The following is a 19,260-nucleotide window of genomic DNA, read 5'->3' as shown; positions in this document are numbered from 1 at the left end:
CTAAATTTATCGGAAAAAAAATACCATGCAAGTATATTTGGTTGGTGGGGCGGTGCGTGATAAGTTGCTATCTTGCCCCATCAAAGACAAAGATTTTATGGTGGTCGGAGCGACACCTGCCGACCTGCTCGCTCATGGCTTCATCCAAATTGGGGCGGACTTTCCTGTCTTTTTGCACCCACACACCCATGCCGAATACGCTCTTGCACGTACCGAACGCAAAAATGGCAAAGGTCATCAAGGTTTTGTTGTGCAGACAGAGGGGGTAAGCCTACAAGATGACCTAGCACGCCGAGATTTGACGATAAACGCCCTTGCCATAGAAGTCATCGGGCTATTTGACGACACACCACGCACAGGGCAAGTGGTGGACTTTTATGGCGGACAAAATGACCTACGCCACAAGCTCTTACGCCATGTATCCTCTGCATTTAGCGAAGACCCGCTTCGTGTGTTGCGAGTCGCTCGCTTTTATGCCCGCTTTTATGAGCTGGGGTTTACGGTCGCCCCTGACACCGCCTACCTTATGCAAGCCATTGCCAGTCGGGGGGAGCTTTTGCACCTTAGCCGTGAGCGGATTTGGACGGAATGCGTGAAGGCTTTTGATGAGACGTGTGCGTTTGCGTTTTTTGAGTTGTTATTTGATTTAGATATTTTAAAACAAATTCTACCCGAGCTAAACACCATTTGGCAAGATAACACCATTCGCCAAATCACATTTGATAAATTAAAAACCGCCCACGATAAGCCATTGCATATCAAATTTGCCATATTAACCTATGGATTTTTGGACAATAAAGCGGATTTATCAAAACTGTGCGAGCGGTTATTAACGCCCAAAGCCATTACGCAATTTGCCCAATTATTCATCACGCATTTTAATGACTTAACCCATTATCAAGACATTTCTGCTGATAAATTATTAATGTTAATAGAAAATACCAAAGCCCAAAAAGACAGTACGGTATTATTTGATTTGATTGATGCGGTAGAAATAGTAAATAATAAAACAATCAATCGTGAATTTTTTCATCACGCCATTAGCCTTTATCAATCGGTAACGATTAACGATATTGATAAAACATTAAAAGGCAAACAAATTGGCGATGAGCTGACACGGTTACGCTTATTAACATTAAGCGAATTTTTAAAAAAGGCAATTTTATGAAAAAAGTCGCCCTAATCACAGGCGGAGCAAAACGCATTGGCAAGGCAATCGTCCGAGCCTTTCACAACAACAGCTTTAATGTCATTATCCATTATCATCATAGCCAAACAGATGCTCAAAATTTGGCAGATGAATTAAATGCCATTTGTGATAATAGTGCCAAAATCATCAAGGCGGATTTGGCTATCGTCAATGATAAAAATACATTGGCAGATTTTAAAAATCAGGTCATGGCGTTATTTGGGCGGATTGATATTTTGGTGCATAATGCTTCTAGTTTTTATCCGAGCGATATTAATGATGAGGTGGATAAATGGCAAAACGATTGGGATGATTTATTTTTGACCAACGCCAAAGCTCCGTTATTTTTAAGTCATGTTTTTAAGGATGAACTGGTTAAAAACCACGGAACAATCATCAGCCTGCTTGACATTCACGCCAAGGATAAACCCTTTATCGGTTATCCCATCTATAACATGGCAAAATCAGCTCATCATGGCATGGTGCTTTCATTAGCGTTAGAGCTTGCCCCAACTGTGCGTGTCAATGGCGTCTCTCCTGGGGTAAATATTTTTCCAGAATGTAACAAAAATCACGAACTCAATGACAGCACCAAGGATGAACTCATAAAATCCGTCCCCTTGCAAAGCATCGGCACACCTGATGATATCGCCCAAGCGGTGCTATTTTTGGTTAATGCCCCCTACATTACAGGGCAAATCATAGCGGTAGATGGTGGGCGAAGTTTGACATTAAAGGGTGGCTAGGGACATGAGACGAACAAATAAAGCAAAAACCCACATAGGTGGGTTTTTGTGGAGTGTGATACAAACAGTACAACTTAGAATCTGTATTCTAGACCTGCACCGACACCAAAGCCTGTGTTTTTAGAGCTGTCGTATTTGATGTCTCTGATGACAGGGTTTTTACGTTCGCTGTTGACATAGCCAGCATAGAGATGACCTGTGGCGACTTTATTAAAGGCATATTTACCGCCAACACCGACACCCATTGATTTATCATCCTTACCAGCAACATTTTTAATCAAAGCCACTTGACCGTAGGCTGTCCATGGGGTGGCGGTTTTCATCTCGCCACTGACGATAAGGGTATTTTCTTTTTTGCTGTTTACTTCGTCAAATTTAGAAATTTGATATAAAGCACCCGCCGTTAATGTTGGCGAGACAGCATAGTTACCAGATAGGCGTAAGTGGTTGTTTTTGCCATAAGCAATGTAAGAGGCACCTGCATTGATGGGGCCTGTGCTATAAGTAGCACCGATGCCATATTGGTCTTTATTAGCAAGACTGCCTTCATCAGTATCTGAATCAAAAGCATACATGGCCAAGAACTGAGCACCGTTACGTTCAGGTGATACATAGGCAAAGGCGTTATTAGCACGTGGGGCACTAAACGTAGGACCGATATCACCCACGTTGTTAGCTTCCAACACGCTGGCAAAATCAACATTATTATCAATGGTGGTTAAGCGACCCGCCAACAATGTGCCGTATTCTTTATGAGCAAGACCCAAATAAGTATCACGAGCATAGAACTGATCTTTTTTGATTTTTTCCTCTTTAAAATCAGGTTCGTATTGCACTTGACCTTTATCTACTACAACATTACCAGACTCATTTAATTTAGGTTTGACACCAACCACTTTTTTTACAGTGTCATCGCCATTATCAATATTAATGCCATATTCAAGCTGATAAACCACATCGATATCGGCGGTCAATGCTTCTGAGCCTTTTAGACCAATGCGTGAGCTGTTTGAGTTAAGACCGCTTGTATTGATGTCTTCTTTGGTCTGTATAATGCCTGACTTATAAGTATCCTTAGCATTGCTGGCATCAACGGTCAAAAAGGCTTTACCATAGACGGTGGGTGCTGCATGGGCAGCAGATACGGACAGAGCAGCAACAGCTGACGCTAAAAGTAGTTTTTTCATGGGTTTCTCCACTGACATTTTTAGTGATGGGGCTGCTGTACGCTTGCACCCAATGCGATAAGTTGTGCGATAAGTTGTCAATACCTAAACTTTACAACTTACTCACGGTTTAGTAATTACCAATATGGACATTTTGATTCTGACGCATTCATGTCAACTTTTGAGATTTTTGATAATCATGTATCAAATATTACATCAGTTTAACACAATGGATAAAAATGGTCATTAATCCCATACTGTGGGTATAGGATACCAATTCTGTTATATTTTGCAACACCTTTTATCACAAAAATTCACAGTTTATCTATAATTTTTTAAAAAATTTATATTTATCAATGAGTTAAAATGTTTCAGATTTCCAAAAATTTTGTAAATATTGAGAGTGATTTTTGATTATCATAATAAATTTATCAAATCTTGTCAAATCATTGTGATTTTGGGCACAAATCCCATCCCATATTATCGCCAGTTTGATAAAACCATGATAAAATAATCAGCATTTTTTGACATTGATTAAAACACCATGACCGACATATCATCTGAGCATAACCTACACACCATCACAAACGGCGTCAAAGCCAAAACGGACATCAGCCACATTCATGCCTTTTTGAGTGCCAAAACTGGCGATAAATGGCTTGCTGCTGCCAAAGACAACTTGCCCCTACTCATGCAAGACCACGCCAATTGCGAAAAAAAAGCAGCAGGGACAGCGATGAATTTGATTTTTCGTTATGAATTTCACAGAGATTTGCAAGAAAAACTGGCACAGCTCGTGCGTGAAGAGATGCTCCACTATGAACAAGTGCTAGAACTTATGAGAGAACGTAATATCGCATGGTCGCACCTGCCTGCTGGGCGATATGCCAAGGGACTGCTAAAATACAAACGCACCTGGGAGCCAGCTGGCATGATAGACGTGCTTATCATTGGGGCATTCATCGAGGCTCGCTCATGTGAACGATTCTCAGCATTGGCGGATGTGATTGATGATGAAAAGTTATCAAAGTATTATAAATACTTACTCAAATCTGAAAGCCGTCATTATGAAGATTATCTGGCTCTTGCTCGCTCGGTATCTGATGAGCCAATAGATGAACGAGTGGCATTTTTTCGGGCGGTGGAAGCACAGCTAATAGACAGCCCTGATGGGGAGCTACGTTTTCATAGTGGCGTGCCCAACTTTACCTAGCCTGCCTAGCCATCTTTACCCAAACAATCGCCATCAAATCATCCAATCATTGTATTTATCAATCATGGCGGTTAAAATTTTAGCGTGTGCATCTCTTGTAATTTGAGCATATAAAGCATATTATGACCGTCAATCACCATCTTTTTGGTATCTTATTGACATCTTTAACTGACATTTGGGGGTATTATGACCATTCATCACAAACTCATCATTTTAGGTTCAGGGCCAGCAGGTTATTCGTCTGCCGTGTACGCTGCTCGTGCCAACCTTCACCCTGTCATCATCACAGGGCTACAAGTGGGTGGACAGCTTACCACCACCACCGAGATTGACAACTGGACAGGCGGAAAAGAAGGCTTAACGGGGGGTGAACTCATGGATAACATGAAAGAGCACGCCGAGCGTTTTGGGACACAGCTCATCTATGACCATATCCACACCGCCGACCTACAAAACCGCCCTTTTACCCTAACAGGCGACAACGGCACCTATACCTGTGATGCTCTCATCATCGCCACAGGGGCGACCGCCCAATATCTGGGTCTTGACAGTGAGACGGTATTTATGGGGCGTGGGGTGTCAGCGTGTGCCACCTGCGATGGTTTTTTTTATAAAAACCAAAAAGTCGTCGTCATCGGTGGAGGCAACACCGCTGTTGAAGAAGCCTTGTATCTATCCAACATCGCAAGCCATGTTACCCTAATCCACCGCCGTGATAGCCTTAGAGCCGAAAAAATCATGCAAGACCAACTCTTTGAAAAGGTCAAAAATGGCAATATCACGATTGAATGGAACAGCAGTGTTACAGAGGTTGTAGGCGATGAGATGGGCGTAACAGGCGTTATCATCCAAAACACCAACGGTACAACCAAACAAATAGACGCCATGGGCATGTTTGTCGCCATCGGACATAAACCCAACACCGCCTTATTTGATGGTCAGCTTGCCATGAAAGACGGTTATATCACTGTCAAAAGCGGACTGGACGGTAACGCCACCGCCACCAGTGTGGATGGGGTGTTTGCTTGTGGAGACGTGGCAGACCACATCTATCGTCAAGCCATCACATCAGCAGGCACAGGCTGCATGGCGGCACTGGATGCTGAAAAATATTTAGATGGGTTGTAACAGAATCAAACAGTCTATCGGTACAAACAGCCTGTTTGATATTGTCCAAACAGGCTTTGTCATCTGACACGCCAAATGACCCATGATTTTCATCATCACAACCATTTGGCACGTCTCATCATATCTTATCATAATAGGTAAAAAAGACAAACCGCCAACGGGGTTTGTCTTTTTTAAAATAAATGCTCATCTCATCGTAACAAACTCTTCGCTGCCTGTGGGATGAATGGCAATGGTGTTGTCAAAATCACGCTTGGTTGCCCCCATTTTTATGGCAACTGCAAAGCCCTGAATCATCTCATCCACACCAAAGCCCACACCATGCAAGCCAACCACTTTTTCATCATCGCCCACACACACAAGTTTCATGCGACATGGTTCACGATGCGTGGTTACAGCAGAGTACATGGGTGTAAAGTTAGACTTGTAGACCTTGACATTGTCCGCCCCAAATTCGCGGATAGCAACTTTTTCACTGATGCCCACCGTACCAATGGGTGGATGGCTAAACACCACTGTGGCGATGTTTGAATAATCCAAATGCTCATCGGACTTATTGTTAAACAGTCGCTCGGAGAGTCTGCGACCTGCTGCCACCGCCACAGGAGTCAGCTCTATGCCGCTTTCAATGATGTCACCCACCGCATAAATGCCGTCTACCGTGGTGTTTTGGAATTTGTCCACGATGATTTGACCTTTGTTGTTGGTCGCCACACCTATCTCATCAAGACCAATGGCATCAGTTGCTGGCACTCGCCCTGTCGCCCAAATCAAGCACTCTACATTTAGGGTCTCACCATTGTCAAAATAAACGTTCAGACCGTCATTTTTCTCAATCTTAGTGGGATTTACGCCTGTGTGGAATGTAATGCCATCTTTGACCATGACATCGGTTAAGACCTCCACAATGTCTTCATCAAAATTTTTTAAAATACCACTACGTACACACAAATGTGTCTCCACGCCAAGTGCATTTAATACCCCTGCAATCTCAACACCAATATAGCCACCACCAACAATTGCCACCGATTTTGGCAACTCAGTCAAAGCAAAAATGCCATCTGAATCAATACCAAACTCCGCCCCTTCTATGTTTGGACGATATGGGCGACCGCCTGTGGCAATCAAAATATGGTCGGCGGTAATGATTTGGGTATCGCCATTGTCATGGCTGATTTCCACCGAATTTTTATCAAGAAATTTGGCAAAACCATTGATTAAGGTTACACCATTTTTCTTAAAGGTGTTTTTATAAGATTCATGAATGCGATTAATGTAGGCGGTGCGGTTTTTTACCAGTTTGGTAAAATCAAAGTCGTTTGCATCCAAATCAAAACCATAATCAGGGGCATAGTGATGAATGGTGTTTGCTATGTTCGCTGCGTACCACATCACTTTTTTTGGCACACAACCTGCATTGACGCACGTTCCACCAACGTGCTTAGCTTCAATCACCGCAACTTTTTTACCATACATGGCAGCACGGTTGGCAGAACCGATACCGCCACTACCGCCACCGATGGTAATATAATCAAAATGTCTGGTCATAAGTTTTCTCCAAAAAATGTTGAGTAATGTATCAATATAATGGGGACGATTTATGGGTTTTGGGAAAATGTTTGATAAAATTTTAAAATTTTAAAATTTTAATGTTAGCAGATTAGGGCAAATCATTGTAACACACTCCAAACACAAAGACCAATCTAAACAAGACAGCCTAGCCACGCCCCAAAAGACGTCTAACAAGCGTCATCATCTGGGCTGCCACCGCTTTATTTGCCTGCCCATCTCGCCCATAGCGGTGCTGACGGTAAAGAGTTTTTAGCTCATCAATGGCTTCATGGATGCCATCTGTGTTATCATCATCGGTAGGCAGGTTGATTTTTAGTCTGTCCAAATAAGCCAAATAAGGCTCGCTTGCACTTTTATTCCACGCTTTATTCTGTTTGGCAAGTGTTGCTGAGAGCTTTATGAGTGGTGCATCCAATCTGTGATACTGCCGTCTGCGTCTGTATATTATCACACTCACAAACACAATGACAAGCACACCCACACCTCCAATCAACACCCAAAACTGCTGGGTAAAACTTTTGATATTAAACCATTTAAAAAGTCGGCTTTTTTGCTCATCTTGGTCATAGTTAATCACATTTTTTTGCCAATAATAACCCATCTGGTCAGAGTAGCGTCTGAGTGTTTGTAGTGCCTTAAACTGCTGGTAATTCCACTGCCCTGCCACACCACTGCCAAACATGGATGCACCGCCAGCATCGGTAAGTGCATTCATGCCCTGCTCCACACGATTGGGTGCAACAAAGGCGGTCGGGTCAATTCGCACCCACCCCTGACCATCAAGCCACACCTCCGTCCACGCATGAGCATCCATCTGACGCACCTCCCAGCTTTGCCCATCTCGCCCAAGCTCACCCCCTTGATAACCTGCCACTACTCTGGCAGGAATGCCTGCTGAACGCATCAAAAACGTAAAACCAGACGCATAATGTTCACAAAACCCCGCCTTTGTCCCGAACAAAAACTCATCAATGCGGTCATTTTGCAACGTGGGGGGTGAGAGCGTATAACTAAATCCACCTTTGGTGATAAAGTCTTGTACCGCTTGAATATAATGAATGGGGTCGCCTGTTTTGGCATAGAGTTCATTGGCAAAAACACGGGCTTGCTCATTACCACTCTTAGGTAGACGCAGATTGATGCGTTTTTGGGTGTCACTTAGATTGGTATCTATTTTGGACTGGCTAAAATAACTGACGTGATAGCGTTTTTGACTGCTGATGGGATAATCATGACGCAAGGTAAAATTACCTGTCATGCCCACACCACGCTTAGGATGTAAGCGTGGATAGTCAAGAGCAAACAGCCAGTTTTGTTCGGTTGGCTCTAAGATGACCTGATAATGATGCTCCATGCCCTGATAAGCACTCATTGCCCATGTTGGGGGTTTACTGCCATCTTGTGATGACCAAAAATGGGGTGAAAAATCACTTTGTCGCCACGTTACCCCATCAAAATCACCAAACACAAGCCCACGCCAATACATCTCATGACGACCTGGTATTTGCCCATCAAACTCCACCCGAAAGGCAAGCTCGGTAGATTGACTCAGATTAGCAAAATCCCCCGGTGACATGCTCTCTGAAACTCCTGTTGTCGCTGATTTACCCGCCATTGGCAATGTCCATATTGGGGGCAGACGGGGGAAAAACAAAAACAGCACAACAAGCAGGGGAATGGCAGGCAGTGTTATCATACCTAACGCACGCAGTCGCCCAGAACCATCGGCACCCTCATCACTGATGGCGATAAAACCCATCAATATCATCATGAGTGTCGGCAGTCCCATCATGACCACGCTCAAATCTTGATGCATCAAAAACGCCGATGCCAGTGTAAATAACCCAAGATTTAACGCCACATAAGCATCACGTTTGTTATACAGCTCCCACGCCTTTGCTGCAAAGCACAGCATCAAAAAGCTAACCGCCACATCCACGCCAAATGTCTGCCCAAAACTCACCCAAATCAGTGCTGCACCCCCAAAAAATAGCAACATTTGCATCACTTGATAAATATGGCGTAGTCGCCCTCCACTGATGTGGCTAAGATGTGCTTTAATGCCAGGTTTTTGCATGATGACGCTGATGATGAGTACAACTAACAACCATGTGGGGGTATACATGACATGGGGCAATATCAGCGATACCATGGCAAGTAGTAGCCAATGATAAGCAGGCAAGGCAAGAATTTTTTGCCAAAATTTTTGGGGGGTTTTGGTTAGGGTTTTTCTGCCTTGACCAAAGTCATAAAAGGTGCTGTTCATGGTGTTTAATTTTGTGTGATTTTGATTGATAAATTGGATAAATGCCAAAAATTTTTATCAATGGGGTGATTTGAATATTAATAACGATGTTAAACCAAGCGATAGAAATTTATCAATATTACCAAAAATCCATCAAAGCTCATCAAGGATTATCAAGGTTCTTTGGCAAGTCTTAATAAACATTGACGGACAAATTCATCGCCTACGCCTATCTTGCCTGCCCCACTCGGTAGCACAAGCATAAAGGGCATGCCCTGTGTGGCGATGGCTTGCACTGCATGGGTCAGCTCACTAAGACGCATCTCATGCGAGCCTGATGGCATGTCATCATAATCTAAGCACCACTCACGCCCAAGCGAGTCGCCAAAGTGTTTGGTAAGCATGCCCGCCCCTCGTGCCACATGTGACCATGACACTCGTGCCAGACCTTCACCTTCTTGATATTTATCTAACATCTCAAAGTCGCTTTGTCCTGCCACACTGATGGCACTTCGCTCGTCATTTTCACCTGCCAGTGCTCGCTTGTCATTTTGCCAATCAAAAGAGATGGGTTTGGGATGCACAAAAATTGGACTTGCCAAATACACATAGCCCCACGCACGCATAATCCCAAGCGGATAACGACTACTAATCACCAAACGTGGTAAGGGCATGACCCCCCGAGTGGGTGTGTAAAGAGGCAGCCTAACCAACACCGATTTGCCCAGCATTGGGGTGATGATGGTATGAGTATTCATAAAATCTTCACGTGTCTGATTTGTCAGCATTTTTTGGGCAATCTCATGCTTATCATCAAACATCACTTTGATTTGTCGTGATGGCTTGCCACTTCTATTTGTCAGCTCCAAGCTAACATAAGCGATTGACCCTGCTTCGGACATACCAGACTCAACCAATCGCACATCAATGCTTGCTACCTGCACAAAAGTATAAAACACCGACACCAGCCAAATGCCAAACAGATAAAAGCACAGCCCCAACACCAAGTTATTAGCATAATTGACCCCCATCACAAAAGTGGCGATGAGTAGTAGAGCAAACAGAAGTCCTTGACGGCTAAAAAAAATGTAGACATTACGAAGTCCAAGCGACGCCATGTCTTTGCGTGGTGAACGTTTGGCAAAGAACTCATTGAGTTTATTTTTGATGAGGTTGGTTGGTGTGGAAGTTGGATGATGAGTAGATGATTTCATGGGCATACAGATGGGTTGATTGAGCTTATAACAAATGGCAATCCCAACTTAAAATCACAAATGTTTTATTATTCGGTGGTTATTTTTAAGCTTTGGGGCTAAAATTTAAAAGGGCATATCACAAATGACAAATCAACCATCAATCAATCGCCACTTCATTTAAAATACCTTTGGCAATGGTTGTTTCAGTAAGACCGCCCAAATGATGAAATGGCACAAAACGTTGCCCCAATCTGTGGTCAGCGACTGCTAAGAACACCGCTTGTACGTCATCTATCGCCACATTATCCTGACCTGATACATAAGCATGAGCCTGACAAGCCCGCTTTAACGCCAGTACGCCACGGGGGGACAAGCCGTGATATTCTTGACTCAAACGGGTCTTGGCAACCAGCTTTTGTAGATAGTCTAGCACCACAGGAGCGATGTAGATGTTTTTGACTTCTCTTTGGGCTTGCATCACCTCTTGTTTTGTCAAAACAGGGCTAAGTTCACTTAGCATCGCTCGGCGGTCTTGCCCCTCTAAGAGCTCACGTTCTGCTTTGGGTGATGGATAGCCCAGTGAAAGACACATTAAAAAGCGGTCAAGTTGTGATTCAGGCAGTGGATATACGCCCGATTGTTGGGCGGGGTTTTGAGTTGCGATGACAAAAAATGGCTTGGGCAGAGCGTATGTCTGTCCATCTTGGGTTACTTGCCCCTCCTCCATCGCCTCCAAAAGTGCTGACTGTGTTTTGGGACTGGAACGATTAATCTCATCAGCAAGCAGTAACTGAGTGAACACTGCCCCTTTTCTAAAATTAAAAATCTGCTCGTTTTGGTTGTAAATCATCATACCTAAAATATCAGCAGGCAACATGTCATTGGTAAATTGCACACGATTAAAATCAAGCCCCAATAATATGGCAAGGCTGTGTGCCAATGTGGTCTTACCCATGCCGGGCAAGTCTTGAAGTAGCAAATGCCCATCCGCTAAAATACAGGACACAGCTAAGGTTATGACTTCTTGCTTGTCAAGGACGATTTGGTTTAGTTTGTTTAGCAGAATTTGGATTTTAGATTGGATGGGTAACATGAAAAACTCAAATAAAAATATTTTGATAAATGAAATGGTAAAAAACAGTAAAACAGAAATCTCAATCTCAACTTAACATGGCAACTTATTGATGATTTGATGGCTGTCTTTAAAATTGTGGAAGTACTACAATTTGACCTTAATAAATCAAGCACTTATGTAAAGTTAAGAACAAGGTCATTATACCAATTTTTAAAACATTGTTTGTATGACAAGCGTTATTGTGGTGAGATTTTTATACAAAAAACACCCAAGTATCTGTTGGGTGTTTGCTACGATGGCGGTTACTCTTCGGCAGGGGGTGGTAGGGTAATCTCGGTATTGGCAGGTTGCAGATAGTCGCCTTGTAAGTATCTGACCCCCACTGACCACGCCATGGACATGGTGGCCGCCTCTTCGATGTATGGCATGAGTGTACTTGCTCCTTTCTCGGTTGCCATACCAATAAGCCCTTGTAAGGCTGTCATATTTGACTCTCGGTCTAGGTCTTTGGTATAGCTACGAGCCAAACGCACCATATTAGGCGACAGATAGTCTAACACCTCGGCGGATTTAGCAGTTACCCCAAAGCCATTCATGCCCACAGGACAATCGATGTTGGCTAGGGCGATAAACTGACGTTTGGCGACCGCCATATAATCCACCAAATCCTGTTCACTAAACTGCAATGTCAGTGTGTCACTGCCCCCACCGATGGCTCGGGTCAGCTGCGTGATGATGTCTGCCAGATTGGTATCTGCCAATGATGCTGATGATAATCCCACTAACAAGCGTGCACTGGGCTCTTTTTGGCGAACACTTGCCAAATGTTTGCTGGCATTGACAAGCATCCAGCGGTCAATTTTTTCAAGTAAATCATGCTTTTTGGCAACAGGAGCGAGTTTATCATAGGTCATCTGTGTGCCATCAGCTTGGGGCAAGGTGATGAACACCTCAAATAAATTGCTACTGTCCGTCTCAATGTCGTATATGGGCTGATATTTTAGTATAAATTTATTTTGTGTTAAGGCAGTTTGGATATACTCTGCCATCATTGCATCATCTTGACCTGCGATGGCACTGATGTCAAAGGCTTTGATTTTCATGCCCTCATCATCAGGATTAATCTCCTGCACCGTATTCATGGCACGGCTTAGCACCACACTTGCCTCGGGGGTGTTGGCGTCCATCATCACCACACCAACAGACAGCGTGGCACCCACCGTGCGATTGCCTACCTCAATGAGCATGTCCGCCACACGCTTGGCAAGTTGTTCTGCCAAGCTCATCGCCTGTTCTTTGTTTGTCTCATCAAGTATCAACGCAAAACTGGTATCGCTAAACCTGCTCACACTGGCATCATATGCTTTTTTGATGGTTTCATCAAGCACCCACGCCACTTGTTTGACCGCAGTATCCACCCCCACAAGACCCGTGCTTGAATGAATCTTACCCACGCCATCCATACGAATATACAACAAAGCGGCGGATTTGATGTCGCCACGTGTAATCTCTTGTTGGGTATTTTGCAATGACTCGGTAAAGGCAAGACGGTTTGGCAGTTTGGTCAAATTATCCTGACGTTCTGCTTTGGCAAGTTTTTTGGCAAGTTCAGCGCTGTTATTTTCATTTTGTTGGATAATCATCTGTGTAACAGGCTCACCATCTAAGGTTGCCGATGCCAGTTGTAATTTAGATGCAAAGGTTGAGCCATCGGTACGCTTACTTTCAAAAGCAAATTCCACCTGTGAACGGTCGCCCTTAGCAAAACGACTTAGAAACCGCTTAAAGCCCTTAACATTATCACCACCTGCAATCAAATCCACCACTGGCACACCAATAATCTCCTCCATCGTCCGATAGCCAAACATTTGTAAATAAGGGTCATTGGCAAAGATATGCACCCCCTGATCAATGTACGCCACAGCAGATTTTGAATTTTTAATCAAGATATTGGCACGTTGTTCCGCTTCTTTTAAGATGGATTTTAGATGAATGGTCTGGCGTTTGGCTCGTGCATACTCTGTCTGCAAACAAATGGCTAAGATGATGAGTTTATCATCATTCTTTGTCAATGATTTTATCATGTCGCCATGTATCATCTCAGGGTTGCCATCATCGTTTAAATTTGCCTGTTCATCGCTTTGCACCAAATGAATGATGGGCATACTGATTTGATTTTCTTGTAAAATGCCCACAACATCTGTAAAACTCATGTCATAGGCACGATGAAAAACAAGCACATCCCACTCTTGACGCAAGGACTTAACGAACCCCTCCTTTTCATCCCAAAAGCCTAAATTTATCTCATCAAAATATGCCGATAAGTGGCTAATAAGATTTTCAACGTACAACTGTTCTTCATCAATAAATAGCAGGTTTAAGATATTTTTTTTCATAGACGTACAGTATATTAAAAGCGATGTAAACGGGCAGGATTAAATCAACCAAAAGACATGGGCTTGATTTCATGGGATTTGGTCATTTAGTTATGTGGCAATTGACATATCAAAAATGCCGTATTATAACAGACATTTGACCAATTAGCCATTTAAACGTACGATTTGGTATTGTTCAATCTCATCTGTGGTCAAAAGGTTACGCTCCAACCTAAGCTCCATCTCTTTGGTATCAATCCGAAGAACGACATAATCTCCCACTTTAAAATGATAACGGGGCATAATCAGCGTACTTTGCTCATTGAGTTCATCTCCATCCACCAACAGTGCATGAATAAATTCTTGACTTCTGCCGTCTTGTTTACGCAGACGAATACCAACCACCATCAACACCCTACCCAAAAATCGCCCATCTACTGCCACCGAATTATTCGTTTTTTCCACCCAATGTGCCATGCCAAGACGCCACGGATTTTTATTGGTAGAGATTGCTGATTTTAAGGCAAAAAGCCCATAAAGATGGATGAGTGGACGAGATGACAAAATCTCATCTTTTTCATCCATCCCCTGTGCACCAAAACGAAAACGAGCCACTGCTTCATTTTTGTAGCTTACCTTAACCATCTCTTTGGGTGCAACCATACCAATAGCAGAGGCACTGATTTTGACATGAAAATCAGCAGGCAACCCACGTTCTCGGATGACGGTAGATAGGTTTTGACCGCCAGAGATTTCATTAAAAATGGAAGCAAATCCAACAAGCAGCTCTGCCTTTCTCTCATGCCTATCATCTTGTCTGTCATGCGATGATCGCTGTTCAAAAGCAAGCAGTACCATCTTGGCAAATCGCATTTCAAATAACGACTGTGCTGTACCATCTATATACTCGCCTGCCGATACTTGTTCTATGTATCGTGTAAAATCTGCTAAGTCAAAAAACAGACAACGATGCTCATCACTGTATGGATTAACCGACACATATGGTGTGATAATTTCAGGAGGCTCAAAACCTTGTAGGTTGACAAATACCCGAAATTCAGAGCTGGCATCAAAGGTGGTCTTAAAGTATTTTGTCCACAAGGGCAACACTTTAAAGGCATTTAGAATGTCCTGACGGCGGTAGGCAAAAAAGTTACCAAAACTTGCCCCACACGCCTGCATGTATCTGTCATGAATGGAGGTTTTGGGGTAATTTTTATTAAGATTGTGCATATGTTCATGGCACAGCTGCAAATTAAGCGCATTTAGATACCAACCATTAACCTCCTGCCAGATGACTTTGGGGGCTTTTTGATAAGTCAAGGCATATTCCATCAACAGCTTCACATAGAGCACCATCAATTGATGCACGGCATAAATAAAGATATCACGCCCAGCAATCAGCACGTCCGATTTTTTGGTAGGTATGATTTTATTAAGCCACTTTTTACCACTGCCATTTTCTGTAACAACACTGTTTTGATGGCGTACGGCAATATTGCGATATATCAAAATCATCAAAAAATACAAGCTACGCACCTCATGAACCGATGACAACTGTTCATCGGAGAGACTTTGATGCTCATAAATATAATCAGCACGCATCCGTCCGATGATGCGTTCAATCACCATCATCAACTCATCCATAAGTAACAGCTTTTGACCATCGTGCATGTTACAGACCAACACCTCACTAAGAGCCGTTCTAATATTATTGTACTGTTCACATTTGGGTCTGGTAGAAAGTGTGGTTGCCCATGTGCTAATATCGGAACCTGTCTGGTCAAAATGGGTCAGGGTGATGGGCTTTTGTGCCAGCGGTGCACGAATTAGATGCTCAAATTTTTGCAGGGTAATCATAACATATCTCTCATTTAACTTAGTCCAGATTGGGAATTTTTGTCTTTTTACCAATGATTTTAACTGTCATTTATCTCGTTTTTAGTCCCTTTTTACAAAATGATGGGCATTTGGATTGTCCTTTATCAGCAAATATGGGCAAAACGCACCACACCGCAAGCTTTGCTAAGATATTTGCTAAGATAAAAGATGAGTGGCTTATTTGTTGTTGGGGTTAGGTTCAACCATTAAAGATAGATATATCCCAATAAGATAAAGTTCTATATTATAACAAACCATCAACACCTGTCCACAACGATAATCCCCTAAAAACAGCATTTGGGGCATTTTTGTTCATTTTGGTTTGATGGTCATTTTTTGGTTTGATGGTCATTTTGTAAAAAAGCACAACCATCATCAGTTGTGCTTGGGTTTATTTGGTGTGCCAGGCAAGCTAACCCAAATAAGCCAACAAGTTCGCTCATGTTTGGGTTACTCTTTTGGGTTTTGGGTTTTGGGTTACTCTTTTGGGTCATTCCTCTGGCTCATCATCATCCCATTTGGCGTAGGTTTTAGATAGATCAATGCCTTGGGATTTAAGATAAGCAACCTGCTCTTCTAAGGTGCGACTTTTTTCGGCGTCATGCATGGTATCAGCCAGCTCATCAAAATGCTCGGTCAGTTGTTGGGTGGTTTTTGACATAATATCATCCTTATGATAACTACATTGTTGACTTCCTCCCCTCCCTATCGTTCGGGGATTCCTGCTCCCAGACGGTCAAGCCCGACCGCAAGCCTAAGATAGTGGCAACCGCCCGTACGACACACCGTACATCTTAGGTTCTTATTTTAAGCTAATCCTACTGTTAGGATTGTCATAGACACGAATTAGCTTAAGTGTGTGTTTGGAAACGTCTTACCAGTTAAGTTACTGCGTACTCGCAATTTAGTCTTAACTTAACTGTGGAATGTAAGACATTGAATATAGTGAGATGAGTATAGCAAAACTTATCGCATTTAACAATTGCCTTATATCCACCGCCCAAAGTCGCAGGTTTACGGCAACGGAGGATAAACGATAATTAAACTGCAATTAAAAATTCACATTCACATTCAATAGGCAAATAAGCAATATCGCCTAAATTAAGACCCAACCGTCTCATCTTAACAAAATTTTGGCACTAATATCATCTGTTTTGTGTTGGGTTTTGTATGTTTGGCATTGATTGGGCATGCCAAGCTAATGTTATTTTGTGTTGGATATTTTGTCAGTGGTTTGCCACATGGCACCTTGACCCACAGACTCAATCCATCCTGCCAATTCCAACTCATCTAATATCCAAAGCACATCCGCTTTGACCACCTGCACCCGACTGACGGCGTGGACATTAGGATGCTCTTTTGCCACGATTTGACTGGCAAGATTTTTATCAATATGTTCATTTAAAGCACGTCCTAAGCCTTGTTCAGAAAATGGCATGACTGCACTGGCAAGCATGATGATGATATTTCGCCAACGTAATGGGATGACAAATGACACATCAATGAGTGTGCCACCTTGAAACGCATGGGCGGTACAACTGACCAAAAACTCACTGTCTAACATTAACGCAGGTTTTAAAGCATGTAGGTTGTCATCTGTTTTTGTATAAGATGATGATACAGATTCGGTCAAATGCGACCAGGTAGGGGCAATCTTCGTATATTGGGGATTGTCAAGTGTGGAGGCTTGCTTTTGGGTGGTGGCGTTGGTTTGTCTTTTGGGCGGGGATAACAACGCATGTTTTATGCCCACATTCACCATCTGCCAACCCTGAGATTTATCCAAATCCAACGCATTAAAAGCAGTTTCAAGCAGACTGGATATATTGGTAGTGTCATCAAAATAATGTACCGTTTGTCCAGATCGTAACGTCAATACCCCCACAAAGTCAGTTAATTTTTGGTTGGCAGGTTTACTTAGCACATCGGCATGCACAAAAATGAGCATGGGTTTATTTTTGGCTTTGGCATTGGTGTAGCTTACATGAAGCTGGCTTGCCCCTGATGCGTTGGTATCGCCATAGTGATTGCCTACAAGCAGAAGCACCACATCAGCGACATTAACACAACGCCAGCTATAACTGGCAGATTCTGGGCGGATAATCACCAAATCTTTGGTCAAAAAAGCCCGATTTTCAAAAAATATCGCCACATCATCTTGAACTTTAACCAACAATGGGTCATTGGCGACACAAGCGACATGAACATGGTAACGATGATTTGACACAAAAACCCCAAGGTGAATAGATCGGTATCAGAACGTTGTTTTTATAAACTAAACTAAACAAATGATAAGATAATCCGCCTATTATAAAGAATTTTCATCAAAATAAAAATATCCACATCCTAAAAACACATTAAAATCTCAAAAAAATAACATAAAAACATAACATACGTTAAAATAGAGGTGTTTTTTGATGATATTTTGTTAAAATTTTAATGTCAAGTTTTGTGATGACCGATAATTTCAATAAATGATTCACCGCTTAACTTTTTGGCAGTGGCAATCAGGTCATCATCCAAATGTGTGGCATACAACTGCATGGGTGTGGTATTTGGTGTGGAACTTGCCATATGAAACAAATCAAGCAAAGATTTGACCCTTTGGGCAACCGCCAACCCTGAATCAATCAAATGCACCGCCAAATTTTCTTTTTGTAGATAAGAGCTTAAAAACCCCTTAAAAAACGGATAGTGCGTACAGCCCAGCACAATCACATCCACACCCATATCTGCCCATTGTTTGGTTTGTTTTATGAGCAGATGCACCACTTGACTGTCTATTGGCATGCCATTTTCTACCCAAGGCACAAGCATTGGCTCAAAATGTTTATACACAACAATCCCTTGTGGCGTGGCAACGTCATCGATGACATCATTTAACAGCTCTGCATTTAGGGTTGCCTGCGTGGCAAGTACGGCAATTTTTTGGGTATGGGTTAGATGGCAGGCAGGTTTGACCGCAGGGACAAGCCCCACAATCGGCACGCTACACCGCTCACGCACCGCATTTAGTGCATAGGCAGAGGCACTATTACAGGCGATGACGATGAGTTTACACCCCCGTTGACACAGTTGCGATACCGCCTTTAAAGTCAAAAACAAAATCTCATCGCCCAATTTGTCTCCATATGGCACATTGGCGGTATCAGCATGATATATAAAATGCTCGTTTGGCATGAGTGCTTTTAGGTGCAAATACACCGACAACCCCCCCACCCCCGAATCAAATACGCCAATCGGGGCGGTAGGGTCATCTTTAAAATCAGGGTGCTGGTTTATCATATCGTGTGGTTTTTGTGAATCAAAGGGCGTTATCGTCTTTGCTGTTGATTTATCCAACAGCACTTGTACTTATTGGCAAAACTTGTTAGCAAAGTTCGTCAGCAAAGGTATGATGATTTAAGATGCTGTTTTTGTTGGTATTTTTATCGGTATTACTTATCATCATTTTTCTTTTGGGATAAAAAACTG

The 19,260-nt window shown here is 42.9% G+C and carries 14 protein-coding genes; 4 read left to right on the top strand and 10 right to left on the bottom strand.

Translation table 11 applies throughout. The features are described 5' to 3' along the window. The first annotated feature begins 25 nt into the window (after positions 1-25). Together A7456_RS01825 and A7456_RS01820 are read left to right on the top strand one after the other, a co-directional pair. A complete protein-coding gene (locus A7456_RS01825; RefSeq protein WP_067006977.1) occupies positions 26-1,168 on the top strand; it encodes a hypothetical protein in 1,143 nt (380 codons plus the stop codon). Beyond that, the gene (locus A7456_RS01820) at positions 1,165-1,935 is read left to right on the top strand and encodes a pteridine reductase (RefSeq protein WP_067006974.1); all 771 of its coding nucleotides are present in this window, start codon (positions 1,165-1,167) and stop codon (positions 1,933-1,935) included. The genes A7456_RS01825 and A7456_RS01820 overlap by 4 nt, the downstream gene beginning before the upstream one ends. 74 nt (positions 1,936-2,009) lie before the next feature. Here the strand turns inward: A7456_RS01820 and A7456_RS01815 are convergent, their stop codons facing one another. Further along, positions 2,010-3,122 carry a porin gene (locus A7456_RS01815; RefSeq protein WP_067006971.1) on the bottom strand — a complete coding sequence of 371 codons (1,113 nt, stop codon included), beginning with the start codon at positions 3,120-3,122 and terminating at the stop codon, positions 2,010-2,012. Between the two features lie 523 nt (positions 3,123-3,645). Here A7456_RS01815 and miaE point away from each other — a divergent pair. Then, complete coding sequence (gene miaE, locus A7456_RS01810; protein ID WP_067006968.1) at positions 3,646-4,314, top strand: tRNA-(ms[2]io[6]A)-hydroxylase; 669 nt, start codon at positions 3,646-3,648, stop codon at positions 4,312-4,314. A 186-nt stretch (positions 4,315-4,500) separates the two neighbouring features. Then, entirely contained in the window at positions 4,501-5,442 is a 942-nt protein-coding gene (trxB, locus tag A7456_RS01805; protein ID WP_067006965.1) for a thioredoxin-disulfide reductase, read from the top strand. A gap of 186 nt (positions 5,443-5,628) precedes the next feature. Here the strand turns inward: trxB and gorA are convergent, their stop codons facing one another. From gorA to murI, 9 genes are all read right to left on the bottom strand, one after another. Further along, positions 5,629-6,990, bottom strand: coding sequence for a glutathione-disulfide reductase (gene gorA, locus A7456_RS01800; protein WP_067006962.1), 1,362 nt, complete (start codon positions 6,988-6,990; stop codon positions 5,629-5,631). A 169-nt stretch (positions 6,991-7,159) separates the two neighbouring features. Then, positions 7,160-9,280 carry a transglutaminase family protein gene (locus A7456_RS01795; RefSeq protein ID WP_082995409.1) on the bottom strand — a complete coding sequence of 707 codons (2,121 nt, stop codon included), beginning with the start codon at positions 9,278-9,280 and terminating at the stop codon, positions 7,160-7,162. A 152-nt stretch (positions 9,281-9,432) separates the two neighbouring features. Then, on the bottom strand, positions 9,433-10,473 hold the full coding sequence (locus A7456_RS01790; protein ID WP_066887199.1) for a DUF58 domain-containing protein: 1,041 nt from the start codon (positions 10,471-10,473) through the stop codon (positions 9,433-9,435). 139 nt (positions 10,474-10,612) lie between these two features. After that, entirely contained in the window at positions 10,613-11,548 is a 936-nt protein-coding gene (locus A7456_RS01785; RefSeq protein ID WP_082995387.1) for an AAA family ATPase, read from the bottom strand. A gap of 284 nt (positions 11,549-11,832) precedes the next feature. Then, positions 11,833-13,926 carry an EAL domain-containing protein gene (locus A7456_RS01780; RefSeq protein ID WP_067006957.1) on the bottom strand — a complete coding sequence of 698 codons (2,094 nt, stop codon included), beginning with the start codon at positions 13,924-13,926 and terminating at the stop codon, positions 11,833-11,835. Positions 13,927-14,070: 144 nt separating this feature from the next. Beyond that, on the bottom strand, positions 14,071-15,765 hold the full coding sequence (locus A7456_RS01775) for a hypothetical protein (protein ID WP_067006948.1): 1,695 nt from the start codon (positions 15,763-15,765) through the stop codon (positions 14,071-14,073). 511 nt (positions 15,766-16,276) lie between these two features. After that, positions 16,277-16,447 (bottom strand): hypothetical protein, encoded by a 171-nt coding sequence (locus A7456_RS11520; RefSeq protein WP_169816053.1) that lies wholly within the window; start codon positions 16,445-16,447, stop codon positions 16,277-16,279. Positions 16,448-16,990: 543 nt separating this feature from the next. Further along, entirely contained in the window at positions 16,991-18,013 is a 1,023-nt protein-coding gene (locus tag A7456_RS01770) for a hypothetical protein (protein ID WP_067006945.1), read from the bottom strand. Positions 18,014-18,228: 215 nt separating this feature from the next. Next, a complete protein-coding gene (murI, locus tag A7456_RS01765; RefSeq protein ID WP_067006942.1) occupies positions 18,229-19,071 on the bottom strand; it encodes a glutamate racemase in 843 nt (280 codons plus the stop codon). Positions 19,072-19,260 lie beyond the last annotated feature (189 nt).

It is taken from the genome of Moraxella nonliquefaciens, assembly GCF_001679005.1.
GTDB lineage: Bacteria > Pseudomonadota > Gammaproteobacteria > Pseudomonadales > Moraxellaceae > Moraxella > Moraxella nonliquefaciens.
The sequence above is the reverse complement of the archived record's forward strand: the minus strand, read 5'-3'. Positions and strand labels throughout refer to the sequence as shown.